The 12,632-nt window shown below is 51.7% G+C and carries 12 protein-coding genes; all 12 read right to left on the bottom strand.

Annotation, left to right across the window (positions count from 1 at the left end):
- Positions 1-7: 7 nt before the first annotated feature.
- Entirely contained in the window at positions 8-1,189 is a 1,182-nt protein-coding gene (locus Q4C79_RS04480; protein ID WP_303089829.1) for an ArdC family protein, read from the bottom strand.
- Between the two features lie 49 nt (positions 1,190-1,238).
- Positions 1,239-1,451 carry a hypothetical protein gene (locus Q4C79_RS04475; protein ID WP_303089828.1) on the bottom strand — a complete coding sequence of 71 codons (213 nt, stop codon included), beginning with the start codon at positions 1,449-1,451 and terminating at the stop codon, positions 1,239-1,241.
- A 52-nt stretch (positions 1,452-1,503) separates the two neighbouring features.
- Positions 1,504-4,506 carry an LPD7 domain-containing protein gene (locus Q4C79_RS04470; RefSeq protein WP_303089827.1) on the bottom strand — a complete coding sequence of 1,001 codons (3,003 nt, stop codon included), beginning with the start codon at positions 4,504-4,506 and terminating at the stop codon, positions 1,504-1,506.
- A gap of 51 nt (positions 4,507-4,557) precedes the next feature.
- A complete protein-coding gene (locus Q4C79_RS04465; RefSeq protein ID WP_303089826.1) occupies positions 4,558-6,579 on the bottom strand; it encodes a type IV secretory system conjugative DNA transfer family protein in 2,022 nt (673 codons plus the stop codon).
- 64 nt (positions 6,580-6,643) lie between these two features.
- A complete protein-coding gene (locus tag Q4C79_RS04460; RefSeq protein ID WP_303089825.1) occupies positions 6,644-7,036 on the bottom strand; it encodes a single-stranded DNA-binding protein in 393 nt (130 codons plus the stop codon).
- A 101-nt stretch (positions 7,037-7,137) separates the two neighbouring features.
- A complete protein-coding gene (locus Q4C79_RS04455) occupies positions 7,138-7,638 on the bottom strand; it encodes a thermonuclease family protein (protein WP_303089824.1) in 501 nt (166 codons plus the stop codon).
- The gene (locus Q4C79_RS04450) at positions 7,635-8,756 is read right to left on the bottom strand and encodes an ATPase, T2SS/T4P/T4SS family (RefSeq protein ID WP_303089823.1); all 1,122 of its coding nucleotides are present in this window, start codon (positions 8,754-8,756) and stop codon (positions 7,635-7,637) included. The genes Q4C79_RS04455 and Q4C79_RS04450 overlap by 4 nt, the downstream gene beginning before the upstream one ends.
- A 57-nt stretch (positions 8,757-8,813) precedes the next feature.
- Positions 8,814-10,247 (bottom strand): type IV secretion system protein VirB10, encoded by a 1,434-nt coding sequence (gene virB10 / locus Q4C79_RS04445; RefSeq protein ID WP_303089822.1) that lies wholly within the window; start codon positions 10,245-10,247, stop codon positions 8,814-8,816.
- Positions 10,248-10,264: 17 nt separating this feature from the next.
- Positions 10,265-11,080, bottom strand: a complete 816-nt coding sequence (locus tag Q4C79_RS04440) for a TrbG/VirB9 family P-type conjugative transfer protein (RefSeq protein ID WP_303089821.1) — start codon at positions 11,078-11,080, stop codon at positions 10,265-10,267.
- Positions 11,081-11,089: 9 nt separating this feature from the next.
- Positions 11,090-11,809 carry a virB8 family protein gene (locus Q4C79_RS04435; RefSeq protein WP_303089820.1) on the bottom strand — a complete coding sequence of 240 codons (720 nt, stop codon included), beginning with the start codon at positions 11,807-11,809 and terminating at the stop codon, positions 11,090-11,092.
- Positions 11,809-11,931, bottom strand: a complete 123-nt coding sequence (locus tag Q4C79_RS04430) for a hypothetical protein (protein ID WP_303089819.1) — start codon at positions 11,929-11,931, stop codon at positions 11,809-11,811. Before Q4C79_RS04430 ends, Q4C79_RS04435 begins: the two co-directional genes overlap by 1 nt.
- Before the next feature lie 77 nt (positions 11,932-12,008).
- Positions 12,009-12,482, bottom strand: a complete 474-nt coding sequence (locus Q4C79_RS04425; RefSeq protein WP_303089818.1) for a hypothetical protein — start codon at positions 12,480-12,482, stop codon at positions 12,009-12,011.
- Positions 12,483-12,632: the final 150 nt, after the last annotated feature.

Here is a 12,632-nt window from a genome sequence, read left to right as displayed (position 1 = left end):
CGGCATGTCACCGGTCGAACTCCAGCTGCGGTTGATCGATATCGCGTTCCGCCTGTTTGACGGAAGATGCGATTTGCGCTTCGTAGAAGTTGGTTCTGGCCTGCATTTGGGCAGACGGAGACAAACCGGCAATCGTTTTTTCCATCATATACTCCATCACCATCCGCTCTTGACGCTCGGTCGCCGTCAGTAACGGGGTTTGCATCAAATAGCGCTCTTTGGCTAACTCATGCTTGATTTCCAGCGGGGAAAGGGTGGCGACCGGTTCGGCAGCCTGCTCCGGTTCCGGCCCGATGTTGCGCTCGAAACCCAGAACGTATTGCTGGATGCGCTCCGCATCGCGGGCAGCCCGTAAAATTTCGGTCGGATCGTTTTGCAGGATTTCGATGTAAGAACCGACATAATGAGCATGGCGTTCTACCTCGACCGGCAGCCCCATTTCCCGCGAAAGCATCAGTGAGGCAATTTCCGCCCGAAGCTCTTCTTTGGCATATTTGGCAGGGTCTTGCCTAAAACCCACCATTTCCCGGTTTAACCGGCTTTCATGCCCCGTCCAGTGACCAAGTTCGTGCAAAGCGACGGCGTAGTAATTACCATCGCTCGGAAACTGCTTCTTCTCGGGCAGCACAATATGGTCGTGAACAAAGTGGTAATAGGCATCGTTACCGGCAACATGCCGTATATCGGCACCGGAGAGGCTTAACAGCCTTTCCGCCCGCTCGTGGTCTTCCCAAACCGGGGCCTTTTCCAAGGGAGGCAGCCCGTCAATCTGTTGGGCGTTGAATACGGTGAATCGTTTGAAATATGGGTTTTCCAGCTGAAACCGTTCTTTCACCGGCTCACCCTTACTGTCCAGAATCGGCTTGCCTTTTTCGTCGCGCGCGTTTCGCTCGATGTTGGTAATCAGCTTGACCAAGGAGACACCGCTTTCGCCCTTGCGTACCTGGGCACCGACGCTTTGTGCCTGCCGGTACGTCATCCAACGCGGGTCTTGGTATTTTTTATGCATCATCAGCAATAAAGCATTGCCGCCCGAATAGCGGTTGCCGGTGACATGGTTGTAAGGCCAGTCACTACCGGTTGCCGGATTCCACGGCTGCTGCATCGGGGCGACGCCGCGCCGTAACTGATCGATCAGTTCGTTGGCCACCGCTTCGGCAAACTCTTGAAAGGTGTTCTTTTTGTCCATGTTATTGCCCATAAAGAAATACCCCGTATCCGGGGATACGGGGTATTGGTTATTTCCAAGCTGCTAAATCCAGCAGGTCTTTGGCCTCCTGCGGTGCCGTCGGATCCAGCAGATAAGCACGCATCTTTTCATACGACTCGGTGGCCGCCAGATATTGATCCTGTTGCTCGGGTGTCAAGGTGGCCAACACCCATGCTTCGTCTTGCAGCAAAAAATTGTCGGTCGGCTCCGCGCTGTCCATCAGCGTTAAATCGTCTTCCATCGCTGTCTCCAAAAAGAAAAGCCTGTCTGAAAGTTTTCAGACAGGCATTAAGTTAACGTTCTATTTCCGGCGTCTGTTCGCGCTCATGAGTGACAGAAGGCGAACGTGCGGCCTGAAGGCTCTGATTCTGCCCGACAGCCGGGGTAGGTATTTGTGCCGGTTTGGGCAGGGTCAGCTTGGTGCCGGACATCATCTTGGCGGTGTGCTCGTAATAGTTGGTCAGTGCCAAAGTACGGGCTTCGCCTTTTACCCCGCGAATGGTATCCATAACATTGCGTTCATAAAACTCCAGATGCTGTTTATTAGGCTTGGACAACTTGGACGCCTTGTCCATATAGTTTGCTTTGGACGCGGCAAGGTTGGTATCCAAGGCAGCCGATTTCATCCGATTGGCATCATTCAAGACTTCCGAGGGCACCTCCTTGTCACCAATCGCCTGCAACGGAACGCCGGCTTGGGTATCGGCAAGAGGTGAAGTGTTGATGGCCGCCTTGGTGGGCACGCGGCTTTGCGCCATCATCTTATCGGCTTTGGAAATGGCCTCGACATCCGGCTGGGTACCGTGCTCGCGGCGTTCGTCGCGTTCGTGTCCGACAACCTCCATCTTAAACAGGTTACGGGAGACTTGCTCTTTTTTCATCCCGGTTACTTCGCCCGCTTCATTACGTTGCGGCACCTCCAACTCCACCGGCTGCTTGCCCAGCGATTGCAGCCGGATACGGTCGCCCACTTTTGCGCCGCTGCGCTCCATTGCGTCGGACAGGTCTACCCCCCAAACCGTGCGTTCCTTACCTTCCCGCTCCAACACGATATACGGGCTGTGCTGGTTTTCCGGGTTGTGACGGTACGGGGCGTTACCCAGTTCGACGATACGCTCGCCTATATCCTTTTCGGCCGCAGGCGCAACAGCCGAAGCGGGAGTGTCAGGCGCTCGTGGTCGCTTGTCGCCCGGGTAAGGGGCGGGCGGAACCTTTTCCGGCTCGGCAGCAACGCTGGGGGAGCGATTCGGCGTAGCCTCGATACTGTTCAGCGACCGGTCTTGGCGCAGGCGTTCCACCAAAGCCAAATCCTCCGGGGTTGGCCGGTAGCCGCTGGTACGGATGCCTTGGCTCTCCGCCGCCACATACATCATGGCCTTAAATTCCTTACTGCCGGAAAGCTTGATGCTGTCCCAACCTTTTTCTTTGGCCACTTCCAACATATCGTTGATGGTTTGCGTGTCGGTTTTGGCGGTGCTGATTTTTTTGCCGCTATCCACAAACAACACAGTGGTCATGTTGGCGGCAGAGAGATACTTGCCGTCGGCCACCACATAACGGCTGGCGATGCTTTCGGGCGGGATACGGTAATTAAGGTCGGTTACCGCTTTTTTGTCTGCGCCGACCGATGCTTCGGAACGGTCAGCCGTTTTTTCCGGGGCGGGCGGCTCCGGTGCCTTACCCGGCAACGGTGCTTCCCAACCGGCTTCGGTTTTGCGGAAGGCAACCCGTTCGCCGTCATGGGTGATGCCGTCATAACCGCCGATACCGCCGGCATTGTCCAAATCGGCCTGAATCTGTTTCGGATCGCGCCGCAGATACTGGATGTTGGTGGTCGGGTCATAGACTTCGTAATGCTTGAAGTCGGCTTCATAGCGTTTACGATCCGGGGTGAAATCGGCGGCGCGGCCGTTGCCGTAAAGATGGTCTGGGTCGACGGCTTGATACGGTTCAGCTGTCTTCGTTTGACTGCGACCGGCATATTCGATGCTGTTGTCGGTGGTTTTCGGTGGTTCATCGGCAACCATCGTTGCGGGTTTGGTTTGGTTGTTCATTTCGGTTTCCTGTATGGCAGGTGTCGCCGGTGCGGCGGCTGGAGGCATAGCAACTTTAGCGGCAGGGATGGCGGTGCCGGACAGCCGGGCTTCTTCGGCTATGACTTGCGCCCAATCCTGTTCGGTCATCGGTGCCGGAGCAGCGGTGGCAGACGACGGCACCGGAGCCGGCTCAACCGACGGCGCAGCGACTTCAGGACGGGATGCCGGTTCCGGGCGGTGAAACGCTGCTTCCATTTTTTCACGCACGGCATCGATACCGGCCAGCCGGTGCAGATCGTTAAAGTCGCTCGGCAACTTAGGGCGGCCTTTATCATCCACACCGTTTTCCATCTGAAATTGCTGAATTTGTTTCATGGTGAAATCAGGCTCAATCACTTGGGCGCGCCCTTCAAAATAGGAGGCGGCTTGCAATGCTTTTTTCATGCCCGTTTGAGTCGCGTCGTTGTCGACCGCAAACGCAACCGGCACGTCGTGCGGCAGGTTTTTGGCCAAGCGTTCGGATACCGCCACCATGTTGCCCGCGTTAAACGCCACAATCACCGGCTTGCCTATCGCCTGATGAATACTGGCGGCGGTGGCATAACCTTCGGCTATCACGACACCCTGATCGGTTTTGCCGGCATCACCGACCACGGCAAATCCGCCGTGTACCTGGCCGCCGGATAAAAAGCGCTTACCGCCGTCTTGGTTGATCGACTGCATATTGACGATTTCGCGATCATAAACCACCGGTACCAGCAGATTGTGGTCGTCTTGATAATGGTTCTGACGCAATCCGGCGACGGCGGCGGGGTCGGTGATGCCTTTGGCTGCCAGATAGGGATGATTCATATCAGCCGGTGCCGCCGTCGACCAAATACGCTGTGCGGTATTTTTTACCCGCCCGTATCGTTCGGCCTGCGCCTTTTCTTCAGCCAATCGTGCTGCTTCTCGCTCGGCCTTTATCCGAGCCTGCTCTTCCGGTGGCGGAGGAGTATAGGGCTTGTCTGGGCGGTATCCGTTTGTGCGTGCATCGAGGAACAACGATCCGATTGTACGGGTTGGGTTTTTGATGCTTTTCCACACATTGCGGGCAGAGCGGGCATTGTAGTTATCGGCCTGTTGCGACCATTGGTCCCACATATCAAAGCCGTTGTCTCCCATCTCGTTTTTAATCGAGTACCCGGTGTTGACCCAAACATCGCGGTCGTGCGGATCGATATAAGTTAGTGCTTTTTGGATTTCATCGTAATTGCTCATTTAATTACTCCAAAAAAATGACGGCCTAGAGTGGTCGTCTGGTTTTCGTTATCATGCGGCATCTGGGGGCACGGTGATACCTGATGAGGTTTTCAGGATTTCTGCAATCACAGGCAGGCTACCTTCACCCCAATTTTTGGCAATCGCCGGCACCAGTTCCGCCACGTACTCGGGCTTACTGCCCGGCGGCACCAGTGCACCCAGCAGCACACGGGCAATTTCTTCCGCATTAACCGCATCCTGCCAGCGGAAGGAGGCCATCTCTTCGGGTGAAACATATTCCGGCTTTAACGCTTGGGGCTTTGGTTTGGATTGAGGCGTAATGACCAATTCGGGAATTTGGGGAACCGGCCAATTCGCGCGTTTGCTCAAAACCGGGTCGTTCCAGTAGATGATTTTCTTCGCGTAAATCGGGCGGGTACCGGTCATGCTGATGACACAGTCGCTGTCAGGCATGATTTTCAATTCGTCGGGGTTCATCACCGCACGCTTCTGGTCACTTACGCTATTGCTGCTGCTACTGCTTTTGCCACGTGACCGTGAGGTGGATTTGGCCTTATAGGTTTCGTAACCGATCAGCTTACTCAACTCCTCGGCTTCATCTTGCTCGCGCGGCGAGAAGATCAGGCGGCAGGCAAAGTTTGAGAAGAAATTCTGCTTGCCCGTTTTGCCATACACGCCTTCGACCTGCGACGGTGTTTGAAACACAATAGCCGGTCGGATACCGTAACCGGCCAAGAAGCCAACCCCTTGCTCAATCGCCTGAATACGTCCCAAAGCGGTGAATTCATCCAGCATCAACAAACATTGGTATTTCAGTTCGTGGTTATCCTGTGGTAATCCCTGCCTCACGTTGACGTCTGCCAGCTGGGAAAAGAACAGGTTCAGCAGCGTGCCGTAGACTTTGATTTCCTCCGGCGAAATGCCCAAGTAAATTGTGGTCAGTTCGCGGCGGACGTTATCCAGAAAGAAGTCATCGCCGCTAGTCGCTGCCTCTACTGCCGGATCCAAAAAAATCGCCAACGGTGCGGACATGGTGGAGAGAATATCGCCGCCGGTTTTACCGTTGCCATTAGCAAAGCCCAGCAGCAAGGTTTGGCAGTTTCGGCTTAATTGGGATTCAGAATTAAGTGCACGTAACTCAATCTCCTCACGGATCCATTCTTGCAGGGTTTTGCCGTTGGCCGGGGCGGTCAGGCGGAACAGGTTGGCAAGCGTGGTTCGGTTTTCAGGCAGGTTTAAATCCCGCTCGCCCTCCGTTTCAATCAAGTACAGCAGTAAGCCAGTAAACAGTTTTTGCGCCTCTTGCTGGAAGAACTTCGCGCTGCCGCGATCCTCTGCCGGTAATGGGTAGAAAATAGCCGCTATGGACAAAGCATCTTTGTATGTAAATTTAGGCTCGCGTCGCACATAGGTAAAGGGATTCCAGCGGTGACTAATCAGCGGTGCGCTCTTATCGCGATCGTGATACGGCATCGTGCCGCTGGGGTTAAACAGAAAAACTTTTTGTCCGTGGGCCGCCCGAAAGCCTGCGGTAATCAGAAAGTTTTCTTTTTTGACGTCATTTACCACCATGCTGTGCCGGAAATGAAGACAATTCGGTATCACAAAGCCGACGCCCTTACCACCACGGGTGCGAGCCGCCAGATACACAAAACCGTTATCCGACCACCGCAGGTATTTGCGCTTATATTTGCCAATTAACAAATCTGGCGAATCTTTTTCGCCAAACGCTTTTCGCAGCAGCCCCGCTTTCTTTATCTCGCTGCCATTAGCAAAGCGTGCCGAACCGTGCAGTTCACGCTTCGGCTTGCCAAATATGGCTGCCAAACACAGCACCAAAGCTGCTACCGGGAAAAAAGCCGCAACCGTTGTTGAGGCTTGTAGCGGAAACATCATTTTGGCGGGCAACCCTTCAGAATAATGCCAAAAGGTATAGAGCATAGTAATGGACGGTTCGGACGCCAATCCCATCCATTGTTTAAATATCAGGGAGCCAATATACATCCCACCTATGGTCGCAACCACCATCACCAAACAGATGATAATTGCTATTGTCATAAACTTTTTCATATCACCCCCAAACAGAAAAAGCCCGCAATCAATCGCGGGCTATCGTTTTATATTTCAGACAGGCTTACATCATCCCGTAGATGCCATTGGAAAGGTTTTGCTCGGCCTGCTCACCTTGTTGACCACGGGTGCGGATGATCTGCATTTCGGCGGCAATTACCTCGGTGATCTGGCGTTCAATACCGTTACCGTCCACAAAACGCCTTGAACGTTGTTTGCCGTAAACCAAAATCGTGTCACCTTTTTTCATGTACTGACAAACTACTTCTGCTTGGCGCTTATAAAGTAAAACCGGTATCCATTCGATATGCTCTTTCATTTCACCGTTGCTTTTGTCTGTCCACTTATCGACCACTGCAATCGTGATTTTAGTGGTGGGCGAGCCGTCAGGCATATACCGCAACTCAGGGTCTTTGGCTAGATTGCCCATAAACTCTACTTTGTTGATATACGGCATGCTATATCCTTTCCATTTTTAGCAAAAGTAAAGCCGTTCGGTTGATGCCGGACAGCTTTAAATGATATTTTGTTTATCTGTATATAGGCGACAACGACTGGCTACCGGTGGCGAAAATCAGCCGGATTGATCGGGTGGGGATCCGACCACAAGCCGGCTTTGCCGGCTCTGGCCGTTTCTTCCGCCCGTACAAGTGACGGATCATGGCTGTACTGCCGGTATACCCATGCGTAACCGGCAGCCACCATGTCATGATTGACCGCTTGCCCGTCAACATAGACCAGACCAAGAGTGCGGCCATAGCGGTCGTGACCGTAAGACGAAACGGTGACGGTTTTACGGAAAATCAGCGAGGATAAATACTGCTTGGATTCCTTGCCGAAAGCCTGCTTCTTTTCGGGGGCATCGATGCCGTATAGCCGTACTGTCGTAGCTTGCTTACCGTACAGGCAGGAAAAAGTGTCGCCGTCGGCCACACCGACCACTTCGCAGCGAAACGATGCCCGTTCACTTGGTGAATCTTTGTGAAACCAGCCGAAAACGCCGCCAATGGCGGCAAGCAATAAAGTGATTACTTTCCCTGCCGAAAACAGCCGAGTCATGATCGACCACTCATGGCGTAGAATTTTTCCACCGGGTCGTAATACAGTTCAGTCAGGCGCGTTTTTTCAAAAAAGCAAATGACATCGATGGTAGAGCGTACGGTGTTCAACACATAGTCGTAATCCATGTTTTGTCCCGTAGCCGACTCTTTTGCCAACTGGGCGATGCGGTAATGCACCGAACGCGCATCGTTAGCATGGACGGATGTCAGGCCGCCGGGGTGGCCGGTATTCAGCACAGACAAGTAATCCCATGCCTCGTCACCGCGCAACTCAGTCAACAGAATACGGTCGGGCTTCAGACGCATACACGCGGCTACAATCATTTTCGCGGTGATGTGTTCTTTGTAAAACAAATGGGCATGATTCGGATGGTTAGGGGTACTCAATTCATGCGTATCTTCAATGGTAATCAGCCGCTCAGATGCCGGAATCATATCCACCAAGGCTTTGGTAAAGGTAGTTTTACCGGAGCCGGTACCACCGACCATACAGATGTTTAAGCGGTGGTCAATCGCCGCCTGAAAAAACGCATTCAAGTCTTTGTTGGCTTTATCGTTCAACATTCGATATTGCCAATCAGCCAGCTTGACATCATTGGGCAGTTTCATCTTATCGCTAACGTCGCGCATAAAACGCCCGTCAATTTCAATTTCAGATTCCAGACACTTTTCCGCTACGCCATAGGTGGAAACGTCAGCAAATTGGTTTAAACGACCAGAACCCAGATAATCATCCAGACTAAAGCGGGTATTGGAAGGTTTGCGAAACGCGAAAACCAGTGTTTTGTCTTCACAAGAGGGCGGCATCATAATATGACCGCGCTCACCATCAGGCAGTGTTACCGAGTGAATAGGTGACTCGTGAGATAGGTGCTTACTGTTAAAAATACACAAAGCAGTAGCCAGTTGGGTCAGCGCTGTCAGCGTCAGTTTACCGTCTTCAATACGCTCGAATCCGGCTGAAGTTTCCAAAAATAACTCCCCGGGACGATTAATCAATACCTCGGTAACACCCGGCTGATTCAACAATTCCGAAATGCCCAATCGGTCGAGCATATTTCGCACGGTAGTATCGGGGCGGATCGTACCGCTTGGAATGCCTGTTTGAGTAAACATTTACGTTCCTGAAAGAAAAAGCACCCGCATGATGCGGGCGCTTTCAGTTGAAGAAAACTAATACATCGGATTCGGCACAATATCGTAAACCTTATCAAAATTCACATCTCGCGCTACCATGATATTAATCAGCGAACCCTGATTAATCACACCTGTCGGCGGAATATTGATGCTGTTTTTCAAGGCTTCCGTCGCCATTTCTTGCGCAGACTCGCTCGTGTTCTCGTAAGTGATATTGTTATTGCTGCCTCCGCTGCTTTCATTGCTGGTGGTCAGTCCGTTGCCGATATCGTTTATCAAACTAATCATAATTGCACCGCCAAAACGCTGCAAGAAATGATAGCGGACATGGGCACCATGACCCGACTCACCCAAAGCACCACTGCCGGGACTGCGAAGTGACACCTTTACACCGGAAGGCGTTTCCAATTCATTCCACAACACAAATACCCGGGCTTGGCCTTGCAACAGCGCCGATGTTTGTTCGCCCACCACTTTACTGCCGCGTTCAACCAACAGGACTTTGCCGTTGGCCGAATACACATCTTTCACCACCACGCAACGAGTAAAGCCCGGCTGGGTGGTGACGATGCGGGTTTCAAGACCACAACGAATATTGGTGCCTTTGGCCAACAAATAACTTAAATCACCACGCTGTTCTGCGTTGGCGGCCACCGTTGAGGACGGTGTCAGCTTGGCAGCAAATGAAGAGCCGCTATCGGAGGACTTCTCAGAACCCGAACCCCCACCCAACAGACTCTCGGAAGTACTACTGCCACCCGCGTTACCACCACTTGAATCAGACTGTGACAATGTAACTTCTCCGGCAGCAGCGTCATCAACAAAAATACCTTCTTCCAAGCGGCGATCCCGTACTAATTCCGCAGGACTTTTGGTCTTTTCAGCTGCCTGAGAAGTATCAGCCGTGTTTACGGTGTCAGCGGGCGTAGCCGTCGCTGAAGCCGACCCCGAAGTAGGTGCTGATGCTGCCGCTGCTGAAGCCGCCGATGCGGCCAATGCAGCAGCCTCTTCACGTTCGGCAGCTAAGATTTTTTCCTTATCTTGATTAAAGTTTTTGGGGCGTGTGTTAGCGGCAACATCTGATGACTGTTGGGCCTGTTGGGCATCTGCCGCCGGCTCAGGATCACCGCTGGTAAATGCAATCAATCCAGCCACAGCAGCACCGGCAGCGACAATAGCGACGCCCAAAAACGCGACTTTACGCATATTTTTGTTTGTGCCGGCAGACAAATCTTGCGGAATACCCGGCTCCACCCGTTCGTTTTGAACGATTTCAGACAAATCACGCTGCTCATCGAATCGCTCACCGGTATGGTCGCCTTCTATTTCGGCTCCGTCATGTTCAATGCCGTTATATTGAGTGTCACCATCGGCGTAGTCATCGGGAGACACCGCATCGCCTTGATTATCGTCGACATGAGGATTATCATGCTTCTTCTTCAGCGGATTGATTTTTTTAAGAAAATTCATATTATTCCTTTCCGTTCTTATCGGTTAACCCGCACGTTGTCATTGCTGTCCGTGCCGGTTCGATTAAACGTCCCTTGCTCATTAAAGGCACGGTTCTCAACAGCCAACACCGACTTGCCCAGCCGCAACACAAATTTCTTGGCGGTTTCATGAATCACGATGACATCGTTTTCCATGTGGGTATTCAGCAGCGCCTCAGAACCATCGTCCATTACCTTGTATACCATCGGTAACTCTTTGCCGTTATCGAAGCTCAGATAGGTGAAACGGCCGTTATCATAGGCCGCCGTCGGTGCCAGTGCTTTATCGCCGAATGCCCAATAATTTTGATTGTGCACCGCATTTTTCAGCTTACCCGCCCGATACAGCTTATCCAGTGCTTTTGCCTGTTTATCAGCCAACGCCCGGCTTTGTGCGGCTTTTGAGTCGGGATATATAAAACGAAGAATGTAGGTGGGTTTCTGGTTTTTCACCGGCTTAAGTGACAATGAAAATGCGTATGACCGTTTATTGGTCTGAATCAACAGATTTGTGTCCGGCAGCTTGGCCGTCGGTTTAAATACGATGTTGTTGCCCTTGATGCCCAAATTCCAAGCTTTTTTATCGCCCAAACCCAAAAATGAAGAGTCACCAACCAAACGCTCGTCGGGTTCCAGTTGGATCCAAGAAGCATTGCCAATTTTGCCTCGGATATGAATGACCTCATTCGGGTTGTAAACCGCCTGTTGGATATAGCAATCACGGGAGGCACATTTCGGAACGGTGACCGCTTGTGCCGTCAGAGGAAGAGCAGACAAGCACAACAGGGACAAAAGATTGTTTTTCAGTTTCATGCGCTTTCCTTATGGGGTGTTTTCCGGGTCAACTCGATAACTGGTCACCTGAAAGCCCAGCGGATTAACAGCACGGTCTTTCTCACTAAACGGCTTGTCGGTATATTCAAAACCAATGGTGGCAATCATTTTTTGTGGCGGAATGACTTTATCCAAGTCGCCGGTCACCGGGATCATTTGTTTTTCAAAACGGATTTGAGCGGTTTTACCAATAAAGGTGATGGCATTGATTTTGGCCACCACTTTGTATTCACCGCGTAGCTTGAGGTGCGGGGCGTTGGGGTTGTTGTGATAGATTTTAGAGAACTCTCCCTGAACCGCTGGAGAACTCAGCAGCATGGTAGCGTCGTAACTGTCCTGAATGGTCTGCCAGTCGTAACCTTCCCGATAACGGATGTACTGGCCTAGGAAATACTTATCAAGCACCTCTCCATAGCTTTCTTCTTTCTTCTTAACCGTGGTCACAATATCGGTCATCCCAGTGTTATTATCGACACGCACCACAAACGGTTTTACTTCTTTCAACGGTGTCAGCCCTGCGATGGCACCGGCCATCAAGCCGACCAATAAAAGACAAACTCCGGAAATGCGCCAAGCTATTTTGCTGTTACGGCGCACCATTTCGATTTCAGACTTCTCAAAAGCCTTGGCTCCTTCAATAAAGGCCAAGGCTTTTTTATGGTGCTCGGGTTTGCCGCCCTTTTGGGTTTTGTTAGATTGTGCTGCCATTAAACACCCCCGTTCACACTACTGTTAATGGGAAAAGGTTTACCGTGCGGCTTGGGCGGGTTTTTACCGGCACAGGCGCACAACATCACGGCGGCGACCGTGGCAATGATCCAGTTTTTCATGGCACAGATCCTTTCGTGCGGAAATAAAAAAAGCGCCGGCAATCGGCGCTTAGTACGGTTTTGGGTTTGAGGTAGTTTTAATAGGTGGCAACAGTAAATTTGGTTTTTTGTGTATTCAGGTGATGGCCGTCTTCAAGGGCAAAGGGGGCGATCTTATCAACACGGCTTTTCTCACCAGGCGGTAAATTCACTTCAGCTCGAACGGAAGTTACATAATAATTTTGTTTGTCATATACCGGCACAACGATAGCGACATTCAAAAGTTTGTTGGTTTTATTGAAAGCCTGTCCGTCAAACTTAACATCGGTACGGCTATCCGATACTTTATTGAGGGTAAGCTTAAGGTTACGTATTTCATACTGGGCTGTGACTTTATCGGGGATGGTATAGGACTGTCCGGTGACATTAGAAAGGCCTGAGCCGGACAAGGCGGCATTGGCTTTGCCTAGGGCACCATTTAATTCTTCCAGACCGGCATTGATTTGGGCGCAGCCGGTCAAGACGGAAACGGCGATTAGCGCCGGGACAGCAAAGGGGAAACGGATTTTCATAAAAAACTCCTTCAAATAAAAAAGCCCGTACTCAATTAGTACGGGTTTTATGATATGTGGATAATTACTAAAGCTCAACGGTTGCTGTGGTCTTCTTTCACCACAACGGTAATCGGGCCGCCCAAAAACCAACCCAGAAAGGACATCATG

It is taken from the genome of Neisseria sp. (assembly GCF_030523955.1).
Taxonomy (GTDB): Bacteria; Pseudomonadota; Gammaproteobacteria; order Burkholderiales; family Neisseriaceae; genus Neisseria.
The sequence above is the reverse complement of the archived record's forward strand: the minus strand, read 5'-3'. Positions and strand labels throughout refer to the sequence as shown.

Excerpts from the sequence above, each read along its gene's own strand:
- Q4C79_RS04480 (WP_303089829.1), bottom strand. The coding sequence starts at position 1,189 with ATGGACAAAAAGAACACCTTTCAAGAGTTTGCCGAAGCGGTGGCCAAC.
- Q4C79_RS04475 (WP_303089828.1), bottom strand. The coding sequence starts at position 1,451 with ATGGAAGACGATTTAACGCTGATGGACAGCGCGGAGCCGACCGACAAT.
- Q4C79_RS04470 (WP_303089827.1), bottom strand. The coding sequence starts at position 4,506 with ATGAGCAATTACGATGAAATCCAAAAAGCACTAACTTATATCGATCCG.
- Q4C79_RS04465 (WP_303089826.1), bottom strand. The coding sequence starts at position 6,579 with ATGAAAAAGTTTATGACAATAGCAATTATCATCTGTTTGGTGATGGTG.
- Q4C79_RS04460 (WP_303089825.1), bottom strand. The coding sequence starts at position 7,036 with ATGCCGTATATCAACAAAGTAGAGTTTATGGGCAATCTAGCCAAAGAC.
- Q4C79_RS04455 (WP_303089824.1), bottom strand. The coding sequence starts at position 7,638 with ATGACTCGGCTGTTTTCGGCAGGGAAAGTAATCACTTTATTGCTTGCC.
- Q4C79_RS04450 (WP_303089823.1), bottom strand. The coding sequence starts at position 8,756 with ATGTTTACTCAAACAGGCATTCCAAGCGGTACGATCCGCCCCGATACT.
- virB10 (WP_303089822.1), bottom strand. The coding sequence starts at position 10,247 with ATGAATTTTCTTAAAAAAATCAATCCGCTGAAGAAGAAGCATGATAAT.
- Q4C79_RS04440 (WP_303089821.1), bottom strand. The coding sequence starts at position 11,080 with ATGAAACTGAAAAACAATCTTTTGTCCCTGTTGTGCTTGTCTGCTCTT.
- Q4C79_RS04435 (WP_303089820.1), bottom strand. The coding sequence starts at position 11,809 with ATGGCAGCACAATCTAACAAAACCCAAAAGGGCGGCAAACCCGAGCAC.
- Q4C79_RS04430 (WP_303089819.1), bottom strand. The coding sequence starts at position 11,931 with ATGAAAAACTGGATCATTGCCACGGTCGCCGCCGTGATGTTGTGCGCC.
- Q4C79_RS04425 (WP_303089818.1), bottom strand. The coding sequence starts at position 12,482 with ATGAAAATCCGTTTCCCCTTTGCTGTCCCGGCGCTAATCGCCGTTTCC.